At 59.6% G+C, this 20,667-nt stretch carries 18 protein-coding genes; 5 read left to right on the forward strand and 13 right to left on the reverse strand.

Translation table 11 applies throughout. The features are described 5' to 3' along the window. Window positions 1–553 precede the first annotated feature (553 nt). Complete coding sequence (locus G7077_RS02980) at window positions 554–712, reverse strand: hypothetical protein (protein ID WP_166410421.1); 159 nt, start codon at window positions 710–712, stop codon at window positions 554–556. Window positions 713–1,314: 602 nt separating this feature from the next. Further along, entirely contained in the window at window positions 1,315–1,533 is a 219-nt protein-coding gene (locus tag G7077_RS02985; protein ID WP_166410422.1) for a hypothetical protein, read from the reverse strand. Window positions 1,534–2,327: 794 nt separating this feature from the next. Between G7077_RS02985 and G7077_RS02990 the strand changes: the two genes are divergently transcribed. Next, window positions 2,328–2,777, forward strand: a complete 450-nt coding sequence (locus G7077_RS02990) for a Ros/MucR family transcriptional regulator (RefSeq protein ID WP_166410423.1) — start codon at window positions 2,328–2,330, stop codon at window positions 2,775–2,777. 1,153 nt (window positions 2,778–3,930) lie between these two features. On the opposite strand, the gene G7077_RS14470 is transcribed toward G7077_RS02990, so the two are convergent. Together G7077_RS14470 and G7077_RS14475 are read right to left on the reverse strand one after the other, a co-directional pair. Further along, on the reverse strand, window positions 3,931–4,335 hold the full coding sequence (locus G7077_RS14470; RefSeq protein WP_166410424.1) for a PilZ domain-containing protein: 405 nt from the start codon (window positions 4,333–4,335) through the stop codon (window positions 3,931–3,933). Between the two features lie 24 nt (window positions 4,336–4,359). Next, window positions 4,360–4,635: a PilZ domain-containing protein gene (locus G7077_RS14475; protein WP_425505297.1), complete on the reverse strand. Its 276-nt coding sequence runs from the start codon at window positions 4,633–4,635 to the stop codon at window positions 4,360–4,362. Window positions 4,636–4,849: 214 nt separating this feature from the next. Here G7077_RS14475 and G7077_RS03005 point away from each other — a divergent pair, with 214 nt between their 5' ends. Then, on the forward strand, window positions 4,850–5,212 hold the full coding sequence (locus tag G7077_RS03005; protein WP_166410426.1) for an SOS response-associated peptidase family protein: 363 nt from the start codon (window positions 4,850–4,852) through the stop codon (window positions 5,210–5,212). A 7-nt stretch (window positions 5,213–5,219) separates the two neighbouring features. After that, on the forward strand, window positions 5,220–5,414 hold the full coding sequence (locus G7077_RS03010) for a hypothetical protein (protein WP_166410427.1): 195 nt from the start codon (window positions 5,220–5,222) through the stop codon (window positions 5,412–5,414). Window positions 5,415–5,425: 11 nt separating this feature from the next. Here the strand turns inward: G7077_RS03010 and G7077_RS03015 are convergent, their stop codons facing one another. Both G7077_RS03015 and G7077_RS03020 read right to left on the reverse strand, forming a co-directional pair. Next, on the reverse strand, window positions 5,426–5,587 hold the full coding sequence (locus G7077_RS03015) for a hypothetical protein (protein ID WP_166410428.1): 162 nt from the start codon (window positions 5,585–5,587) through the stop codon (window positions 5,426–5,428). A gap of 498 nt (window positions 5,588–6,085) precedes the next feature. Next, window positions 6,086–6,730 carry an exopolysaccharide biosynthesis protein gene (locus tag G7077_RS03020; protein ID WP_166410429.1) on the reverse strand — a complete coding sequence of 215 codons (645 nt, stop codon included), beginning with the start codon at window positions 6,728–6,730 and terminating at the stop codon, window positions 6,086–6,088. A gap of 459 nt (window positions 6,731–7,189) precedes the next feature. Here G7077_RS03020 and G7077_RS03025 point away from each other — a divergent pair, with 459 nt between their 5' ends. Beyond that, complete coding sequence (locus tag G7077_RS03025) at window positions 7,190–7,306, forward strand: hypothetical protein (RefSeq protein WP_166410430.1); 117 nt, start codon at window positions 7,190–7,192, stop codon at window positions 7,304–7,306. A 518-nt stretch (window positions 7,307–7,824) separates the two neighbouring features. Here the strand turns inward: G7077_RS03025 and G7077_RS14480 are convergent. The 7 genes from G7077_RS14480 to G7077_RS03060 all read right to left on the reverse strand — a co-directional run bounded on the left by G7077_RS14480 (window position 7,825) and on the right by G7077_RS03060 (window position 19,700). Further along, window positions 7,825–7,941, reverse strand: a complete 117-nt coding sequence (locus tag G7077_RS14480) for a hypothetical protein (protein ID WP_166410431.1) — start codon at window positions 7,939–7,941, stop codon at window positions 7,825–7,827. A gap of 126 nt (window positions 7,942–8,067) precedes the next feature. Continuing rightward, on the reverse strand, window positions 8,068–10,635 hold the full coding sequence (locus G7077_RS03035; RefSeq protein WP_166410432.1) for a glycosyl hydrolase 115 family protein: 2,568 nt from the start codon (window positions 10,633–10,635) through the stop codon (window positions 8,068–8,070). 26 nt (window positions 10,636–10,661) lie between these two features. After that, a complete protein-coding gene (locus tag G7077_RS03040) occupies window positions 10,662–11,939 on the reverse strand; it encodes an MFS transporter (protein ID WP_246167337.1) in 1,278 nt (425 codons plus the stop codon). Between the two features lie 20 nt (window positions 11,940–11,959). Then, the gene (gene manD, locus G7077_RS03045; protein WP_166412285.1) at window positions 11,960–13,171 is read right to left on the reverse strand and encodes a D-mannonate dehydratase ManD; all 1,212 of its coding nucleotides are present in this window, start codon (window positions 13,169–13,171) and stop codon (window positions 11,960–11,962) included. 96 nt (window positions 13,172–13,267) lie between these two features. Further along, complete coding sequence (locus G7077_RS03050) at window positions 13,268–14,566, reverse strand: sugar MFS transporter (RefSeq protein ID WP_206367679.1); 1,299 nt, start codon at window positions 14,564–14,566, stop codon at window positions 13,268–13,270. A gap of 67 nt (window positions 14,567–14,633) precedes the next feature. After that, window positions 14,634–16,313: a GH35 family beta-galactosidase gene (locus tag G7077_RS03055; protein WP_166410435.1), complete on the reverse strand. Its 1,680-nt coding sequence runs from the start codon at window positions 16,311–16,313 to the stop codon at window positions 14,634–14,636. A gap of 138 nt (window positions 16,314–16,451) precedes the next feature. Then, window positions 16,452–19,700 (reverse strand): TonB-dependent receptor, encoded by a 3,249-nt coding sequence (locus G7077_RS03060; protein ID WP_166410436.1) that lies wholly within the window; start codon window positions 19,698–19,700, stop codon window positions 16,452–16,454. 169 nt (window positions 19,701–19,869) lie between these two features. On the opposite strand from G7077_RS03060, the gene G7077_RS03065 reads away from it, so the two are divergent. Further along, window positions 19,870–20,640 (forward strand): FadR/GntR family transcriptional regulator, encoded by a 771-nt coding sequence (locus G7077_RS03065; protein ID WP_166410437.1) that lies wholly within the window; start codon window positions 19,870–19,872, stop codon window positions 20,638–20,640. Window positions 20,641–20,667: the final 27 nt, after the last annotated feature.

Here is a 20,667-nt window from a genome sequence, read left to right on the forward strand (position 1 = left end):
CATACAGCAAAAGGGAAAGCCCCTCTCTGCTCCATTTGCGGCTCTTCGAAGTTGATACGGAACTTTGCACATCCGGGTCGCTCCTTTCCGCCAGGTCAAAATGTTCGCGCACTGGCTTGATCAGAACGTTAACCTCTCACCTGCAGGAGCATGAGATGACCCGCGCTCATGACACCCGTCTCGGATCACGGAAGAACCTCTTTGTCACAGCCCAGCTTCAATGGAACGGCGGAGCTGGTTCTGTCCGCATCCGCAATATCTCAGCGGTTGGTGCGCTAATTGAAGGAGCGGAACTGCCGTGTGTCGATGCTCAGGCTCAATTGAGCCGAGGTACTTGCAGTGTCCCGGGCCAGATTGTGTGGGTTAGAGGTCAGCAGGCGGGCTTTGAAGCCCTCGAGCCTATCACCCCTGATGATTGGCTTCCGCTTCACTCGCGGGTTCGGAAAAGCGATGTAGCGCCGTCTTCATCCAACCACCATCTGCATCGAGATCAGATCATGGCCGAGAACCAGTACGAATTAGGACGATGGTTGAGGAGGTGCGCGTCCGCATCTCAGTTCAGCACGGCTTCGAGGAAGATCGGCAGCTCATGTCCACGCTGGATAACATTCACCGGCTTCTTACCTGGCAAGTTGGTGAACTTCAGCCCTGATGCAGTGAGCGGCTGCCGGTGGCCAATGTTCGCCTTGCGTAAGATGCTTCCTTCAAACATGATTGCTGCGGCTGAGCTAGCTCAACCTCTTGCTGGCGCAGTCAGGAGCTGGGTGTTTAGACGCCGCTCAGCTCCGCCCAGCCTTTCTGGGCCGTTTAGACCAGATGCGGGCCGTCGGGGCTGATCACGACGCCTTAAAGGCTGCCTCAGACGCTTGCCACCCGACGCTCAACTGAACGAAATGCAATATCAGCGGCGCATTGTTCGCCACGATCAGATGCTCTCCGGTTGAACCTTGGCTCAAAACTCCTGCGCATCGTGGTTATGGCTTGAACGGCGTGTTTGTGAACGCCCGAGATAAACACAGTCAGCAGCAGCAAGCTGACGATCGCAAAAGGATCTGAAGCGTAAGCAACTAGTGATCCAAGTGCAGGAGCTACCACGAGTGTCCGAAAGTTCATTTGGCCTTACCCCCGGTATAGCGGTCATCAGCCTTAGCCGAACTCTCTAGCGAATATCATCTCGTTAAGCGGGCTGTCTCAAACTGAAACTAGATGTTCCCTAGAGACCCTAAGGCACGAACTGTACCTTCAGACCAAGCGACCAGCTGCTGCTGATCCATCACCAGGATGAATTTACAGTGGAGGCTGCATCGCCGTCGTTCAGTGTTGAAATCCGTCCACGAAGCGCACTTCCGATCGACCTGCAGCGGTTGAGACTACGTTGCCCAACAACAAGGCAAGATCGGTAAATTCCACGGAGATCGCCTCGCCAACCGGGAGTTCGTGGGGGATCTCGCACCGTTTGAGCGAATAGCTGCTCACCGGCACGTCACAGGCCGACCCATCCTGACGCACCAACCGTACCAGTGTCTCGCGCATGTGAGTGCCCTTCCAGCCATTAATTCGATTCGATTAACGGTAGTTTGCTTTGACAGTCCGGATCTGTCACGGCTACCAGCACGTGCCAAACTGGTTCGGCGTGAGACCCGCCATACATTAGAATATCGCCTGGCTGGTCCCCAAGAGCACACTTGTAGTGTGTCACTACGCTGAGATCCACATTCCACCGGAACTTGATCCAGACATTCGGGTCGAAGGCATAAACCTGATCGAAGTCTTGCTGCAGGTAGCGACTAAACTCACCAACGCGACATCCAATATCCAGCGCAGTTCGAAAGTTGCGAACAAACGGTCTGCTGATGCGGTAAGTCAGCTTGCAGGGATGATCGGGACATTCCCTCGGGTCAACTGGGCTATATAGGTAATCCCTATCCACCCATTCCTTCTTAAAAGGATTATCCCTCCACTGGGTGGGAACGGGAAGCTGCTCTCTTGTGAGAAAATTGCCAAGAGGCGCGCTGACGGTCTCAGCTGGCGAGGTGCGATCTGCTTCTAATAACGTCATCTCTCATGAGCATTGCTGTCCGAGAAGGGTAAGCATAGCCCGGTAACAACGGTTCACCCCGCTCGGAGGGCGTCTGCCGGGAAATCGTTGAATTAACGAGCACTTGTTGCCGAAAAAACTGAAGAGGGCTGCTCCGGCATCGCTCGCCCAAGGTGGACAGAATGTCCACTTTCAACCCATTACGAACATTCGTGCCGCGGCCACGAGACTCAGTAGATTGCATTGTTGATCCACCCCTGTATCCCCGACCAATTGCTCGGGAGACATCATGGATATCAACAAACTTACAGAAATCACCGCGGACATCGTTGCCGCACACGTCAGTAACAACTCGGTTGCGGTGAGCGATCTGCCAAATCTCATTCGGCAGGTTCATTCGGCTCTTGCTGGCTTGGAGCAGGGCATAACTGCAGAGCAGGAGGCTAAAACTCCCGTCGTTTCAGTGAAAGCCTCGGTGAAGCCGGACTACATCATCTGCATGGAGTGCGGGAGGAAGCAAAAGGCACTGAAGCGGCATCTTCAGACTGCGCACGGCATGGACCCACAGACTTACCGTAAAGATTACGGTCTTCCCGACTCGTATCCGATGGTCGCTCCCAACTACTCTGAGCAAAGACGGAGTTTGGCGAAAGCTATTGGCCTGGGGCGCCGGGCAGGAGAAGCGCTGACCGCCAAGCCGAAGGGCAGGACCAAGCGCGCCGCTGCAGCCGAGGCTTAGTAGGTTCGAACGCACGAGCACTCGCATTTGGCGAGGGTGAGTCACACCAAGTGTGTTACGATGTCGCCGTGGCGATTATCGGGTCCACACTCTGCTTCCCGTTCAAAGCGGACCTAAATGCAAGGCGGCGTGAACCGTTAGCCCCTACCTAAGCAGATGCGCCGAGCCAAAAGCGCACACACTCACTAGGCCCGTCGGAACCCCCACTCCGGCGGGCCTTGCTTCTTTCGGTACTTGTAGCGGCTCGCTTGAGGTCAGGACCCACGTCACCCCACTTTGGACCCGTGCTCGGGCCCTTTCGTGTACTGATCAGCTATGACGTAGCTCGGCGTAACGCCATACCCCACTTGGCGTACGCACCTATTCTGAATCAGATCTTTCAGCCTTCGCTGTACGGTTCTTGGGTGCATCTCGGTTGAACGGCTAATCTCACTAGCCGTGCAGGGGCCAGTTCGCAGGACGGCCAAAATGTCCGCACACGATTGAGACAGCCGCCAGGAACCCGGCCTCCTTTTCTCCTGCGTGCCCGGTGAACAAGCGTCATGAGTAGGTGACTGGCCCGCAGCCTTGATCCTGCGGAGCTCGGACAGCAACTTGTCGACTTGTGTGCTGAGGTCATCAGCCCTGTCTCGCTCGACGCGATAGAGCTCCGCCCAGTCAATCCCATAATCAACTGGCTGCTGCCGTTCTGCCGCAAGATCCTGGAAAGTCCCTCCGTTCAGCATCCGGTATGCCTTACGAACTGAGCTGAGCGCGTAGGCATCATCCGTGTCCGGTCGCCCGGCAATGTCCAAAGCAACCGCTACAGGCTTCGTCAGTATTTTCAGTCTGCTATCTAAAGCCATCTTCCCACCCGTGTCGCGACTGACACGACTGTCGCGACACAAGGTTTCGACTAGGTTAATTATGTGTCCGCCAGCGCCGTCCACCTTAGAAGCTTTAGACGCAGCGCAAACTGACAGCAGCAATCTTCCGCTGCCACATGGCTTCGTCCAGATAGTTTAGCAGCTGCTGGAAAACACGGGGCCCATCTACTGATGTCAGCTGACCTAAGGTGGCTACGATGATGCGCCTCATCTCAATGCAGGCGGTAACGTAAATCAACTAAGCCCGTGCCAACCGTTAGGTAGGAGCAACAGCCTACCGCCGATCCTCAGGCGATAACGATGCCAGCAAGTCGGGCCATTCGCTGCAGATCAAGAACCTCTTCATTGCTCATGTTGGATCTGAGAGCGGGTCTGCGGGGTTGGACTTGCGCTTGCCGGCGGGGTGCTGGAATTGGTCTTAGTACCTCTGAGCGGGTGACAGGGCTCTCGAACTGGAGACCCGCTTCCTCGCCCCGCTTCCAAGCGATGTGACCACGAATGCTGTTTTCACCGCGACGCAGTGCGACAGGAAAGCCTGGCGGTGGGAGATCGTTTGATTGAACCGATGCGCCGCCTTCCGACAGATTAAGCAAGCGCACTACAGACTCTTTGTCTCCGTGAACCAAAGTTCTCATGAGGAGCACAGAGGAGCGATTCGCTTCTCGGCGTTCAGTGCCTGATGCATCGGTCATGACCCCACTCCCACCTTGAGTACTCTACTGAAGAAACATGAGGCCCGTCGCTTGGCCATTTGACCAACGAACTTCAGCTTCAATTCTGCCCTTGCGTTTGATCACAAGTTCAACCTTGACGCCTTCGGGCAGGGGCTGAGAAGGGAGCAACTTACAGCCGGCGTACGAGAGATCTGCGACGTCCACATCCGCATCAACTCCATCGCCGACGACAAAGCCCGTCATTGCAACTGGGCGGCGCTCAGCGGAGCGGAAGCGGATCGGCTTACGATCCTTTGGAGGACAAGCATTCGTTCTCATGGCCGATGGTTAGCAGTCAATTTACTTTTGTTCCCGGTCCAGTTTGCGAGTGTGTCAAACTCGAACAATGCGATGCAAAATGTGGCCGCAGGCAGTATAAGTGGTTCATGTCAGAAAAAAGCCGCCAGCCCGAAGACCAACGGCGCTAGTTCTAAGTGCGCTGCTTAAACCCAAGCCGGTCAACAATACTCGTGCCGACAAGCTCGAAACCTTTATGTGGCGCTACAGCTTTCAGGAGCGCCGATGTCTCGCCTTTGCCGAGGCGGAGGGTGAGAAGGGAGCGAAGACACGCACATGGTTTACGCTGCCAGACGAAGATGTTTTCGCGGTCGCCGGGATCTGGCGCGACACTCCCGAGTGGGGCCTAGCTTACTCGATGGTCATGACAGAGGCGTGCATCCACGTCGCTGACGTGCACGATCGGATGCCGGTCATCCTGAAGCGTGAGCGGTGGGCAGACTGGCTGGACGGGCCGCCTGAAGCCGCGAGCTTGTTCTGTCGCCCCTACCCTGATTTGATGGTGTGCGATCGGACCACAGACAATTTGGTACGTCGGACCGCGGCAACGCAAGGGTAGAAGCGCTATGACCACAAAAGGCTTGTACAAGGACGTAGATGAAGAGGCTGGCGAGGTCGTCTTCATGGACTGGGGAAGCATTGAGACCTTCCAGACCTTCATGCCCCGCCATCACTACGAGGTCAGTGGCCTGCTTCCCCCATTCGAGTATTTACCGACCTACGAAGAGTATCGCAGACAGTCACAAACCGATCAGGCTTGAACCTTAGCTATTCAGCTTATCTCGCGGTTCGTCTGCTCACGCATCTTCCGGACACCCTGCTCTAGACCGTCTAGGATCAGGCCACGTCTGAGACCGATCCGCTCAAGCTGACTGATCAGATTTGCAACGTGAGTAGCGACGGTGCGCATCACATCGGCCTCGATGTCATCCAAAGATTTGGCTCCAGAGTTCATGGCTAAAGGAAGGCGCCGCCAGCGCTCGCCCGGCGTCGGAGGCGCAAGCTGGTTTGGCAGGGTTGCAACTACGCTGAAGATCGGTGGGTTGCTCGCTGCTTGACGGTGGACGCCCTCTCTTGTGTGATTAGCGCATATTTTTAGAGGCTGGGCGCTTAGCGCTTCGGCCGTTCTTGCATTGGGGTAGGCGGGTTTGATCTCAGACGAAGATGAGATCGTGCGGTTAGCTGCTGGTGACGCTCAAGCGCTGTACCTGCTCGGCTGCAACATCATGGAGGGCTCGCTCTTTGAGTACCCGATCACGGATGCGGAGCGCTTCGGAAAGGCGGAGGTTCTTGGTCATCTGGCAGCGGCATGCGGCGATCCAGACGGCCTGCTGTTGCTTGCTGTCGCTACAGCGACGGGGGCTGGTGTAGCCGTCACCCCTGAAGCTTACGAGATGCACCGCAACCCCACGACGAAAGCAATCCGAGGTCGTCAAATGGGGAGAATGTTGTTGAGAGCAAACGTAATTGCCAGCCACGCCGCGCCCAGCGTAACGCTCACGAGAACTAAACTCACCAGCGTGGCTAAGCCGCCAAGAAGCACCAAGGCACCGTCTCTATAGAGTAGAGCTAAAGCGAAGATCGTCATTGTGATCGCGGGCGCGTGGTTGCCAAGGGGAATAGGCAGCCAAAGGATCACGGAGAGAAGAAGACAGATCATGCCAACGATCCTCGCCCCGAGATGGTTCGTGAAGCTTAGCATCCTGGGGCGAAATACCCGCTCAACTCTCCTTTCGAGTGGCAACAGCTTCGCGAGGATCAGACGTATCACGTGCTTGGTAAGGCCACGCTGATCGGCTTTCTTCGGGAACCAAGGCGTGGCACGACCAACTGCCAATTGAGCGGAAATGAGTAGCAGAGGTATCCCCGTGATAAGCGTGGATCCGGGCGGCAGTGGCAGGATGTTGATGGCCGCAAAGGTAAGCAGCAGTCCTCCCCACATCCGATCACCCAGAAGGGTAGAGAATTGTGTCAGAGTGAGTCTGCCTCCGGGCTGCTCTTCCAGGATGCGCTCAAGCAATTCGGAGAGCGGTAGGATCGCCTTTTGATTGGTGCCGGCAGTACTTTCGCTCTTCATGGCCTCCAACTCGGCATTGCCTGGTGTCCTGAGCCCTTAGTTGTGGCGAAGGTAAGCGCTTGTAACAAGCTGCTCCCATCGCCTCCTGCATTCCGGAGACGGCTCGGGTAATGTTTGAAATTCATGCGCTGGTGCAAGCGCTGGGCTTCCAGGAACATAGTGGCGTGAGTGATCGATGACTTGCAGGCTTTGCAACCGTGGCGATGAACCTTTGCATTTGTCCAGTTGGGTAAGGGAGTGCAGCCACGATGGCATGCGCGAGGCAGCAAAGACTCTCGGTCCTCGTATGACGGCGTTGATCCTGCTTTTTAGCGCAATCTGGCTTGGCGGCGCGCTTTCACTTGTGATGGCTGTACTCGGTTAAGCGACCGGCTAATAGAAGAAGCGGCCCGGACGTAGGTTGATCCGAGCTTCCGATACCGCTTCAACGCTTCTTCCACCAAGCCGGATGGGCTTGGCATGGGCCTCTCCATCTGCCGCAATCTCGTTGAGCAGAACGAAGGCCGCATGTGGGGGACCTCTGAGCCGGGTAGAACTGAGATCCACTTTACACTCCCCGTGGCCAGCAAAGGGTGAGCCGAAAACCCGAATGTCGCGACGGGTCGTAAGCGGAAGTTCGGCTTTGAAGGGAATAAGCCGGGAAGCGGAACAAACCTGACGAGTCCAAAGCGCCTTCCGTCGGTACCCTGCACGGGTCTTGGTGGTGCAAAGTCTACCCTGCTCTGCACATTGCGCTACCCTGATGTACGATTTCCAATTCCCTGTTTCCGCGAGTGGGGAACTGCCTACGAAAAGCGGCAGAAAACTGCTGCGGAGTAAAGGCATCTGACCGCGAATTTGAGCGGAGTTCTTCAGATTTCCCTGCAAATCGCTGTTTATCAGGGAAATGGCGCAGAGACTTGTGCTCTCTAGACTGCGCCCACCTCCACTCACAACTCGATCATGCACCAGGCATGGGTGCCGGTATTTCCCAAGGAATGTCGTCGAAGCGAGTGGCTTCGAGATTTGTGGTTCTGACCGGTTTCAGTGCCTTCGCCGGTAGCATTAGTTTCCAGCCCTGCGAGGTCAACGATCACACGCCAGTCGCCAGTTAATCAACGTCCGTAACGGAACCGCCCTCCCTTGAGAATGATGTACCCCGCAACGTTGGCATGGACGTTCCCTTCGCTGCCACCTTCCAGGCGATCGTCGCCGTCACTGCCATCGAGCACGTCGTTGCCGATCTCGCCGAACCTGACCTCGTCGCCGCGCTCCCATAAACGATGTCAGCAAACATCGATCACGGTCGTGCGATCCTGCGGGGATGATGCACCCCGACGATCAATCGTGGCCCGCCGCTAAGGACGGCTCAGAAGGGCAATCTCATCGACCACGACATTGTCGTCCAAGCGCCAGATCTTCAGGACGTGCTTGCCCGCTTTCAAATCCGGATAACGGGCTTCCAGGGTCAGCGAGTTGTTGATCACTGCCTCTGCCCACGCCTTTTCCCCCGGCGTATTCTGCGCGCCGCCGGTGGCAGTCAATGCATAGGAGAGGGTTTGAACGGGTCCGTCATCGACCGAAACTCCCACTCGCAGCGGGTCGGAATTGATCGTGTTCAACGTCGGCAAGAGCCGTAGCGACACCATCAAGGGCCGGTTGGTTGGCCAATTGAAGTCATATTGCGCGTTCGGCCCCTCACCTGGCCTCGACGCGGCACTTCCCTGCGGAGTCGCGACCAAGGCGCCGTCGCCCAATCCAAGATCGGGTACCGCTTTCCAGCCGACGCCGTTAGCGGCAGTCGCCCGATCGAATTTCACCGCATCGAAGCGAATGTCACGCGGCGCAATTGCCCGAAATTCCGGCTGAACACCGCGCCGATGCTCCGGCGTGTCGGCTGCGACCCTGGTGATGCTGGGCATCGTCTGCTTTGTCGGATCGTTCCAGATCACATAGCTCATATGCACCTGGGACATCATGCGGTCCCACTTGCCGCCATTGATTGCGTGATATTCCGCGGTGAGCGCGCTGTCCCTTGCGAACGTGCGTTCCACCACGTCCGCGAAATGGTTGGCGCGAGCATCGTTGCGGGCGGCGAGGAGCTTGTTCCAGGCGGCGCCGTAATACATCTCGTACAAGTTTCCGACCGCCACGATCGGGAAGTGCACCAGCTGGAAATAAGCGCTCTGCTGATCCGCGGGCAGCGTCGCGCGGACCGCTTCCGAGCGCTTTGCAAGCGTTTGCCAGTCGGCGACGATCCTGCCGAACTCGCCGCCGCCCAGCCATTCGCCGGTGGCTTCGCCAAGGGGGTAACTGTTCTGATCGAGCAACTCCGGCTTTCGGCGCGCGGCATACTCGCTATACTCGGTGACCAGCCGGGCAATCTCGTCAGCGTGCGCGTCGCCGAAGGTTTGCGCCGCCCATTGCCGGGGGAAGGCGCGCAGATTTCCGACGGTCATCGCCTCCGGATTCCACGCCATCTTCATGAAGAAGCTCAGCGGATATTCCATCGGCTTGATGTCGCCGACATTCACTACCCACAGGTTGCGGGCGTCCCGCCGATAGGCGAGGTCCATCTGCTGCCAGACTTTCCCGATCTGGTTGGTGTTGAGCCACTTGTAGTTGCGGGGGCCGCCGACATAGTCGAAGTGGTAATACACGCCGTAGCCCCCACGGCGTCGAAGGTCCGGGCGCGCGGGATCGGGCAGCCGACGAATCTGACCCCAATTGTCGTCGGCAAAGAGCAAGGTGACATCGTCGGGCACCTTCATGCCCTTGTCGTAATAATCCTGCACTTCCTTGTAGAGCGCCCAAACCTGCGGAGTCTCCGACGCAGGCTTGCCGGTGACGTCGGCGATGATCTTGCGCTGGTCGGCGACGATCGTCTCGAGCAACTCTGTCGCCGTGCCCTCCGACATCGGCTCGTCGCCGTCGCCGCGCATGCCGACGGTGACGAGGTTCTCATACCCCTTGCCGTCGCCCTTCGACATCATGCGTTCGATCCCGCCGCGCCAGAACTTGCGCAGATTCTCGGCATTGGTGGTGTAGTTCCAAGCACCGCCCGTCCCGTCGGCCTTGACGCCGCGATGCCACTCCGCCTGAGCGCGAGTCATCGGCTCATGATGCGATGTCCCCAGCACGATCCCCATGTCGTCTGCCAATGGCAGGCTGGCGGGGTCGTCGAGCGCGATCGACTTGCCCCACATCGCCGGCCACAGATAATTGCCCTTGAGGCGCAGGATCAGCTCGAACACCCGGGCGTATGCCTTTGCGTTGACGCCACCGAATTGCTTCTTCGCCCAACCGCTGAATGCAGGGTCTTCGTCGTTGATGAAGATGCCGCGATATCGGACCTTTGGCTCGTCGCGGCGTTCGCCGGCCGTTAGCCAAAGATTGATGCGCGTCTTGACGGGCACGTCCGCGAACCAGTGCCAGGGTGAGACGCCCATTTTTTCGGAAAGATCGTACGCCCCGAACACCGCACCGCGACGGTCGGCACCGACGATCACCAGCGCTCGCGCGATGCCCGGGAATGGCTGTTCGACAACGATCTGCCGATACGCCTCCCATAGACCCTTCAGATCGTCGGTCTTGAGCTTGCCGGCAGCGATCAAGCTGTCGAGCGTGGGGCTTTGACCAAGCGTCCCTATGATGACGACTTGGTCCTTCGCCTGCTCGACACTGGCAAGTCTAAGTGGCGCCCTGCCGCTGACCCGCTGAAGGTCGCCGGCCAGCTCGTCGGCGACACGGCGGACAGCGGTATCCGCCTGACCGTCGACGAAAACAGGGGCAGGAACCCCGTCGCGCACCAGGACGAAGCTTCCCGCCGTTGGACGCGAGCAGATGGAAACGGCCGTGCTGCACGCAAGAGCTGGTGAGCCCGTCATGAGCGCCACAGTGAATGTAAGGCCGACACGAAGACGCATGTTAGCTCCTCAACGATTTCCGCAGTTTACGCTGCGGTGTCTGTCCACACGGTGGGTTCCAGCCTGGGTGTCAGGAGGTGGATGATTCCCAAAGTGACCAGGTAGGTGACGCCGGCAAAGAGAAGCAGCGGCACGTAGCTTCCGGTTGCTTCAAGGGTCCAACCGGCAAACTTGGCGATGAACATGCCACCGATCGCACCGGCCATTCCGCCCAGCCCTACGATTGTTCCAACGGCGGACGTCGGGAACAGGTCGGAAGTCAGCGTATAAAGGTTGGCCGACCAACCCTGATGTGCCGCCGCCGCCAGTCCGATGATCAGCACGGCCAGCGGGAGGCTATGCACGAAGGCAGCCAACGACACCGGCGTGACGCACAACGCGCAGACCAGCATGGCGGTCTTGCGCCCGGCGTTGAGCGACCAGCCGCGCTTGATCAGCCGGGATGAAAGCCAGCCTCCGCCGATGCTGCCGACGTCCGCCAGAAGGTAGACGGCGACAAGAGCCGGTCCAAAGGTGGCGAAGATGCCCTTCGACTGCGGAAGCAGGGTAAGGCCGTAGGTTTTGGCGAAGAAATCCGGAAGCCAGAACAGGAACAGCCACCAGACCGGGTCGGTCAGGAATTTGCCCAGGATGAAGGCCCATGCCTCCCTCCGCCGCAAGGCCTGGCCCCAGCTAATCTTGGTTGGCGGATCGATCGGATCGCTTTCGATCAAGGCGATCTCCGCCTCACCGACACGCGGATTGTCTCGCGGCAGCCGATAGAGCGCGAGCCACACGCCGAGCAGCACAATTCCGCTAAGGCCGGTTATCACAAAGGCCATCTGCCAGCCCCAGGTCATGACCAGTATGGGGATGAGGATCGGGGTCAGCAGGGCTCCCACGTTGGAGCCGGCGTTGAACAGGCCGGTCGCAAAGGCCCGCTCGCGCTTCGGGAACCATTCGGAGACGGCCTTAACCGCACCCGGGAATCCGCCGGCTTCCCCCAGCCCAAGAGCAAAGCGGGCCGCCATGAACCCAGCCACCGAGGAAGCCGCGGCATGGGCGACGGCTGCGAGGCTCCATAGACCGATGGCGAAAGAAAAGCCTTTGCGAGTACCGACAATGTCGAGAAGCCGGCCTGCGATCAGGAGGCCCAGAGCGTAAGCCGTCTGGAAGGCCAGGACGATGTTGGCATAGTCGTTTTCGGACCAGCCAAATTCCTTTTCCAGCAGCGGTTTGAGGACGCCGACGACCTGCCGGTCGACGTAGTTGATGGTGATTGCGAAGAACAGGAGGGCGCAAATGACCCACCGGTACCGGCCCACTCGTTGCGAGGCAGGGTGATCTACCAATTGAACAAAGTCCCATCTTCGAGGCGGTTTACGGGCAGGTAGGCGCGTTTGTAGGGATATTTGGCTGCGAGCTGTTCGTCGATGTCGACGCCCAGGCCCGGTGCATCGCCGGGGTGAAGCGCGCCGTCGGCGAAGCTGTAGCTGTGCGGGAACACGGCGTCCGTTTCCTCCGTGTGGCGCATATATTCCTGGATTCCGAAGTTGGGCACCGACAGGTCGAAGTGAAGCGCGGCCGCCATGCACACCGGCGACAGGTCGGTGGCACCGTGGCAGCCGGTGCGGACGTTGTACATGTCGGCAAAGCTGGCGATCCGGCGCAGGTGGGTGATGCCGCCGGCATGGACCACCGTGGCGCGGATATAATCGACCAGCTGCTCCTGGATCAGCTGCTTGGCATCCCACACGCTGTTGAAGATCTCTCCCACCGCAAGCGGCGTGGTGGTGTGCTGGCGGATGAGGCGGAAGCTGTCCTGATTGTCGGCAACCACCGCATCTTCCATCCAGAAGGGACGGTAGGGCTCCAGATCCTTGCCGAGCCGGCCGGCTTCGATCGGGGTCAGCCGGTGGTGGACATCGTGGAGCAGGTGGACGTCCCAGCCGAGCGTGTCGCGCGCGGCGGCGAACAGCTCGGGCACGACCCGAAGATATTTGCTGGTCGACCAGACATTCTCGGTCGGCAGATCGGCATCGGCGGGTTCGTAGAAATATTTGTCCTTGGACACGCCGTAGGTGGAAGGGAGCCCGGGAACCCCGCACTGCAGCCGGATCGCTTTGTAGCCCTGCGCCTGATAGTCGGCAGCGACCGCGATCGTGTCCTCGATGCTGACGCCGTTGGCATGGCCGTAGACCATGACGTTCTCGCGCGATGCACCGCCGAGCAGCTGGTAAAGCGGCAGGCCGGCAACCTTGCCCTTGATGTCCCACAAGGCGGTGTCGACCGCGGCAATGGCGCTCATCGTCACCGGTCCGCGCCGCCAGTAGGCACCGCGATAGAGATACTGCCAGATGTCCTCGATGCGGTGCGCGTCGCGGCCGATCAGGCACGGAATGACATGGTCGTTGAGATAGCTCGCAACCGCCAGCTCACGGCCGTTCAACGTCGCATCGCCAACCCCGCGAACACCGTCCGACGTCTCAATCACAAGGGTGACGAAGTTTCGGCCGGGACAAGTGACGATTACGCGGGCATCAGCGATTTTCAAAATGGGTCCTCTGCATTGCAATAGACTGCGCCGGTTTGCCCACCAAGTCGGATAGAGACGCGCGCAGCAACGAGTTTGATGGGTAGCGCGAGGTGCGCGTCATGGTCGGGCGCCCTCAACCTGATCGCCGACGGCCTGGCCCGCGAGAGCGTTTGTCGGCCGAGCGCCCCAGAGCGCATAGAAAAGAACGTACAACTCACACACGGCCGTCAGAACGAACGAGGCCTGCAGACCATATCTATCGGCCAACCACCCCTGGATGATCACCAATGCTCCGCCAGCGATAGCCATGATCAGCAATCCGGAGCCCTCTTCGGTCAGTGGACCCAACCCCCGGATGCCGAGGGTGAAGATCGTCGGAAACATGATCGAGTGGAAGAAGCCGACCGAGATCAGCGCCCACATCGCGAGCTTCCCGTGGGATGTCAGAACGACCATCATCACCACGAAGGCACCGACGCTGAACGCCGCGAGCACTTTTTCCGGAGAGATCGACCGCATCAGGAAGCTTCCAAGGAAGCGGCCGACCATCATGCTGCCCCAGAGCAGAAAGAGGTAGTTCGCCGCCTGCTGGTGGGTCAGATTGCCGATCTCCGGCGCGGAAACGAAATTGATGAACAGGTTCGAGACACCGATTTCGGCGATCAGATAGATGAAGATCGCCGGAACACCGAAGACCAGGTTGCGATGGTTCCACAGTGAATGCCTGGCCCGGTCCTCCGCCCGCACCCGGCGCGTGCCTGCCGCCATGTCCGGCAGACGGTATCGGGCGATGACAAATGCCAAGGCGACCAACGTCAGCGCCACCAGAAGGTAGGGAAGCTGCACCGCCTGTGCGTCCGCGAGCCGTTCTTCCGCAGTGAGGGGTGCCGCGCCCGCGACACTCGTCCCTCCCGTCGAGCGGCCCAGAATCAAATAACCGCCGAACAAAGGCGCAAGCGTGGTGCCAAGTGAATTGAACGCCTGGACAAGGTTCAAGCGCGACGATGCCGTCTGCGGCGGCCCGACAACCGCGACGTAAGGGTTGGCTGCCACCTGAAGCAGCGTGATTCCGGACGCGACGATGAACAGCGCGGTGAGGACCACGACATAGGAAGGAAGCCGCGCCGCCGGAATCATCAGCAAGGCACCTGCCGCCATCACCAGAAGCCCGATGACGATAGCGGACTTGTACCCGACGCGCTCAATCAGTCTTGCCGATGGGATGGACGCAACAAAATAGGCGATGAACCAGACGGATTCGATCAAGGTCGTCTGAGTGTAGGTCAGATCGAACACGCTTCTGAGATGCGGAAGCAGCGTGTTGTTGATGACGGTGATGAAGCCCCACATGAAGAATAGTGTGGCAAGAAGAGACAAAGCTTGGCGGTAATTGCCGGCGACATCGCTGGTCTTCATTTCAACCATCCTGCCAGATTTGAACGCTTGCGATGCGCTTGGAGCTTTGTTCGTTCACCATTGCAAATCAGCGGTACCTGTAGAGGCGGACGCGATAAATCTTGCCCTGGGCGGCGTCGCTGCTCAGCAGCCTGAGCAACTGCCCCTGCCCACTTTCGTCTCCGTTCAGCCTTCGGCCGGCAACCATCCCGCCGTTGCGAAGGAAGACCTCGTCGATGCTCTGGATGCCGACGATCGGAAGACCCTTCGTGTCCGATGTAAATGTCAGCTGGGCATCGCCGCTGCCGACGACCAGGAACTCATCTGGCCCAATTTGAAGAAGCATTGCCCCGACGCGGCTGTTCGGGTCGATCGTTCCACCAGGTGGTGCGGCACGCACCATGTTGGCGAGATAGTTGCCGACACGGAGGCGGCCCGCGCGCTGCGCTTCGCCCTCCATGACCATCGCCCGAATATTGCCCTCGGCCTGCTTCTGCAGGATGAGCGGCGCCAGGCCGGCAAGCTGGCCGTAGACATGGCCGATCGCATCGTCCCGCCGGCCGACGCTCTGGCCATTGCCGTCGAGATCGCCGGCGCCCTCGCTGCCGTCGATACCGAACGGAGAAAAGCCCAGCGCATTTAGCGCGCCGAATGCGTGCAGCGCATTGGCCGCACCTTCCTTGCCGCCGCGCGCTTCCGGAATGAACAACGGGTTGTCGGACCGATTGTATGCGGCTGCCCAGTCGACGAATTGATCGAAGTAAATGTCGGGCGACAGGAATTCGAGCGACGGCGCGCCGGCCTTCCAGATGTCCAGGGAGCTCGGAAGCGGACCGCCCGAATTATATTGTCCGGGTTCGTAGTTCGGCCGGATGAGCGCCGCGTTGGTGAACATCGGCAGCGGATATTCCGCCTTCCCCGCGGCCGTCACTTTCTCAACATAGGTCGCATAGAACCATGACATGAACAGGTGATCGGTGACCGATCCCGTCCCGAACACCTCCTGCCAGGTGCCCGACGCTCTTGCGCCGGCCGCTTCCCATACCGAGCGGAGTGTCGGATTGAGCCGCGTGCGGTTCGTCGTCAGATGCTGCATCAACTCAGAGGGTACCGGCGCCGCGAAGGCTGCTTCGGCGACCGCAGAATGGTCGCGAGACTGAGGAATGACGCCGACCTCGTTCTGAACTTGCACCATCAGCACCGTGCGCTGCACGCGATCGATCGCCGCGATGTGGCGCATCAGACGTGCGAATGCGCGGGCATCGGAAGTCTGAGCTGCTGACGAAAACGGGGAAAGGCGCTCGGTGCCCTGCCCGCTGCTCATCTCGACCCGCGGAAACCGGGCGAGGTCGCTTTTGACCCAAGCGGGAACATAGCTGGAATAGGTATTCTTCCAGCTCCCGAACCAAAGGATGACCAGCCGCAGATTGTTCTTGCGTGCGCCCGCGGCGAAGTCGTCGACGACTTTGAACGTGAAGTGCCCCTCTTGGGGTTCGATGTCCTCCCACGCCACTGGAACCAGAACCGTGTTCAGGTTCATCGAACGCAGCATTGGCCAGACCGGCGCCATGTAATCGGCACTGTTGTAGCTGGAGTTGTGAGTCTCACCGCCAAGGATAAGGAACGGCTTGCCGTCGACGATCAGCTGCGTCGCGGCCCCCCGTCGCTCCAGATGAGGCAAGCCCTGCGCCTGGGCGGCTCCCATCATCGAACTCAAAGAGAGGACCAAACAGCCGACGAGAGCCTTCAGAACCTTCATGCTTTTCATGTCTGGCCTCGCGGGATCAGCAACAGCGTTCGTGAGTGATGGAATAGGCCATCTTGAAAGTGGAAGCAGCCCAGCCGTTCGAGACCGACCGGGCCGCCGCCACCTTTCACATCAGGACGGAACTAGATCGCGAGCGACCTAGAACCTGCCGCGAACGCCAAGCATCACGGTGCGCCCGGGATTATACTCGTTGAAGGTCGCATTCGGATAATCGAAGTAGCTGCCTTGCGACTCCTTGGTGATGTTGATCACGTTCAGCACGACCGTGGGCAGGTAGGCGTTGCCCAGGACCTTGCTGAGATCCACGTTGCCGGAGAAGTCGAGCTGCTTGTAGTCGCGGCCCCAGATGACTCCGAGCGGCGCAACAAAGCCGTTCTGACCCGGGTTGGACCCCTGCGACCCTTCGTTGAAGGTATAGCTCAGCCGCGCCGAGATGCCGTTGTTGTCGTAATAACCGGTAAGGTTGTACGTTTTCGGTGACACGCCGATCGCAACCGCCGGCGCACCCGCACCTTCGCCCTTCTGATCGATCAAGGTCAGATTGCCCTGAACGCCAAGACCGGTGAAGCCCCAACGCTCCGTTATGATGTCCAGCGGCTGGGTGATCTGGAACTCCAGCCCGTTGACCTTCAGCTTGCCGTCGGAATTGACCTGCTGGGTGAGGAGGATTTCGGCGTTATTGCCACCGGAGCAGTTCGTCGTTCCCGCAGGCGAGCCAAGGCGCGTGCAGATGGCTTCACGTTGCTGCGACGTCAGCCCTTCGAACGTGATCCCGTAGGGGGTCAGGAACGACAGCGGCTGCCTGGTGGTGCCGTTCACTGTGAAGCCGGTGATCGACTTGCGGAAAGCCGCAAACGCAATCACGCCTTCGCCGCCCGTATAATATTCGAAACCAAGATCGATGTTGGTCGAGATGTAGGGGTCAAGCTCCTGGTTCCCGATCGAGCCGACATCGGCCGACGGCGCATTGAAGGTAGCGCCGGGGAGCAGGGCATTGGGATCCGGACGGGTCATCGTCTTGGAAATGCTGCCGCGCGCCACGGCCTTGCGGCCGAAGTTGTACGCGGCAGTGAATGACGGCAGCCAGTTCTTGTACCGCGACTTGTCGGTCAGGAACACGATCTGGTTGGGATAGCGGCCACCGTCGGCGATCGGCGTCGGCACGGTGTTCCGAATGTCGGGAATGCTGATGACACCGCCGATGATCTGGTCGGTACGGACGTGGCGCGCGCCGGCATTGAACCGGAACTGATCGTCGTCGCCGACATCGAAGATGCCGTTGATCTCGAAGAAGGTGCCCAGCACCTTTTCACGGACGAGACCGCCGTTCGCACCGCTGCTTCCACTGCGAACTTCGGTCCTGTTTTGCAGGAAGCCTTCGTAGTTGGTGTCCTGGGCAAAACGATCCCAGTCTACGGTGATGAAGCCGGTGTCGTTGGGGCGAAGATAGCTGGCGATCGCCGAATTGGGGATGAGCGATCCCGCATAGACGATTGGCGGCCCGCCCGCCGTGTAATTGGTGCCATAGCCGGCATAATCAGGAAAGCCGGGCGCAATGGGCGTTCCGGGGACCTGCGTTCCGGGCACGCTGAGGCCGGTGCACGGCAAAGCCGCCGTGTTCGGGCCTTCCAACGTGATGTTCGGCCCGTTCCCGCAGATCGCGTTGGACCATGCGTTGGTGGCGTCGAACGGCGTGATGCGGCGCTGCACATCGTCGTAGGCCGCGCCGATCCGGGCGCTGATCTTTGTCTCGTCCCCGAACAACAGGCTTCCGCGGATACCCTTGGTCTTGGTCTTGCGGTCTTCGCCGTTCAGATTGACGCGGGCGCCGCCGTACCAGCCAAAATTCTTCGGATCGTTGAGGTCGATGTTGCTGTTGACCTGCGGGACTCCGCCGTTGTTGACATAGTCAACGGTGATGCCGCTGCTTGGCGGGGTAATCACGAGAACCGTTGGGCTTTCCCGGTGGAAATCACTCTTGGTGAGGTTCGCCTGAATATCGCCCTTGATGAAGCTGCTGATCGTGAATTGGGCGCCGGGGTTGATGCCCCAGAACTTCTGATCGTCCATGTACGGGCGATATTCGAGAAAGAATTGCGCGTTGGCATAGGTGCCGCTGGTCACCACGCAGCCGGCGGTACAATCCGACCGGTCATACTGGGTATTCAACGGGATGGGCGCGCTGTTGCGGACGGCCCAGTTCAACGCGGAACGGGTGAAGTCCGTCTTCCGGGTGCCGTACATACCGTCGACGTAGAATTGAAGCGCATCGCTCGGGCGATATTCCAGGGAAGCGATGGCGTTCTTGCGGAAGCGGTAGCCGACCTCGTCACGCGGACGAGACAGGCGCGGCAAGATGCCGTTATCGATCTGGTCGATGGTTGCGCCCGGATTGCGGCTGAGCAGGAAGGCCTGGTCGATCGGAGCGCCGACGGTGAGGCCGTTGCCGGCGTTCGCGGGGACCGTGGCAGGGATCGTGAAGTTGCCGCTACCGGTGGGGTTGCGCGTTGCGCCCGTGCGCTGCGATGCGCTGAGGTTTGGATTGGTGAAGCCGATGGTTTCATATCCATCGACCCGGAACTCGTTGCGCGCAAAGGCGCCGCCGACGAGGATGCCAAAATCGCCAAAGGTACGGCTTGCCAGCAGATGGCCATTATAGCCCCACTTGTCCGCGTTGCTGTTCTTCGTGCCTTGCAGGCCATAGCTGATGTAGGGCTTTGGATTGTCGAACGGGCGCGCTGAGCGAAGGTTGACCGTACCTGCAGCACCACCTTCCAACTGGCTCGCGGTCGGGGACTTGCTGACCGTCAACTGCGTGAACAGCTCCGTCGGAAGAAGGTCGAGGTCGACCTCGCGGTTCGTGCTTTGCGCGTCGAACCTTACCGAAGCGACCGCAACCGGCGCACCGTTCAGAAGCACGCGCGTGAAGTTGGTCCCAAGGCCGCGGATGGCAATGTTGGAGCCCTCGCCCGTGACCTCGCGGCTGATGGTGACACCGGGAATCCGGTTCACGGATTCTGCGATATTGGTGTCGGGAAACTTGCCGATGTCTTCGGCGAAGATCGAATCGGTGAAGCCGATCGAACGGCGCTTGGCATTTGCCTGGCTCTGCAGGGATGCGCGATAACCGGTGACCACGATGCTCTGATCGCCGGTTGCCGAAGGATCGGCCGGAGCCTGGGCTGTGGAATCGATTTGCGTTGGAGTGGTCTGACCGGCGCCTTCGTTCGTCGCATCGGTTGCCGGCTCGGCCGAGCTGCTATTGGACGACGCCGTGGGCTCCCCATTGCCCCCGGCGGTTTGCGCGGACGCCGTGCCCCCGATCAGCAAAACTGGAAATGAAGCCGTAGCCAGCAGCAAGCGCCGGCGCGCGTTGAACGATGCCATTGTGATCCTCCCTGTTCTCCGGCGGCTCTCTGGCCGCATCGAATTAACATGAGAGGTAAGCTCCACTCATCTTAATTGTCAACACAAAGGTAATCACGGTGGTCTTACCACTTGATGACGGTAGAAGTTGGGCTATGATTTCGTCATGGGTGAGGGCTAAGCGAGCAGAATGAGAGTTCCACGTGACAGCAAAGACCGGCTGTATCAGTCGGTTGTGCGGCAACTCGGCCAAGCCATTGAGGCCGGCGCCTATCCGGTCGGGACCCGACTGCCGTCGGAGCGCGACCTTGCCGAGCAACTGGGCGTGAGCCGCCCGGTGGTGCGGGAGGCGATCGTGGTCCTGCAGAACAGCGGCATGGTGGAGATTCGCCATGGCGCCGGTGTCTTCGTTCGCGCCAAGGCTGAAAGCGCCGGGTCTTTCGGGATGGATGCCGATGCGGGACCGTTCGAAGTCATCGAAGCGCGACGGCTACTCGAAGGTGAAGTGGCAGCGTTGGCGGCTGAACTGGTCACCGATCGTCAGATCGCCGAGTTGGAGACGTTACTCGATCGGCTCGGCGATATGCGCCTGGACGAAGCGACACGCGAGCAGGCGGACCGTGCTTTCCATCTCGCGCTTGCGCGGGTCACGGGGAACGATGTGCTGGTCAACCTTGTCGAGATGCTGTGGGACATTCGCTATCAGTCGTCGCTGTGCGCATATTTCTTCAAGCGAGCACGGGACGCGGGGATTGAGCCTGTGGTTGACGAGCATCGCGTCGTTCTGGACGCGCTGAAAGCGCGCGACCCGGAAGCCGCCCGCAAGGGCATGCGCGATCACCTGGCGCTCGTAACCAAGAACCTTCTCATCGCCACCGAAGAAGATGTTCGCGAGCGGGCTCGGCTGAGGGTCGAGGAACGAAGGTTCGACTTCGCGCGACGCGCCGGCGTGAGCGTCTGATCGGCCGCTTGACCCCGAGGAGGCAGA

Source organism: Sphingomonas piscis, assembly GCF_011300455.1.
In the GTDB taxonomy this organism is placed as follows: Bacteria; Pseudomonadota; Alphaproteobacteria; order Sphingomonadales; family Sphingomonadaceae; genus Sphingomicrobium; species Sphingomicrobium piscis.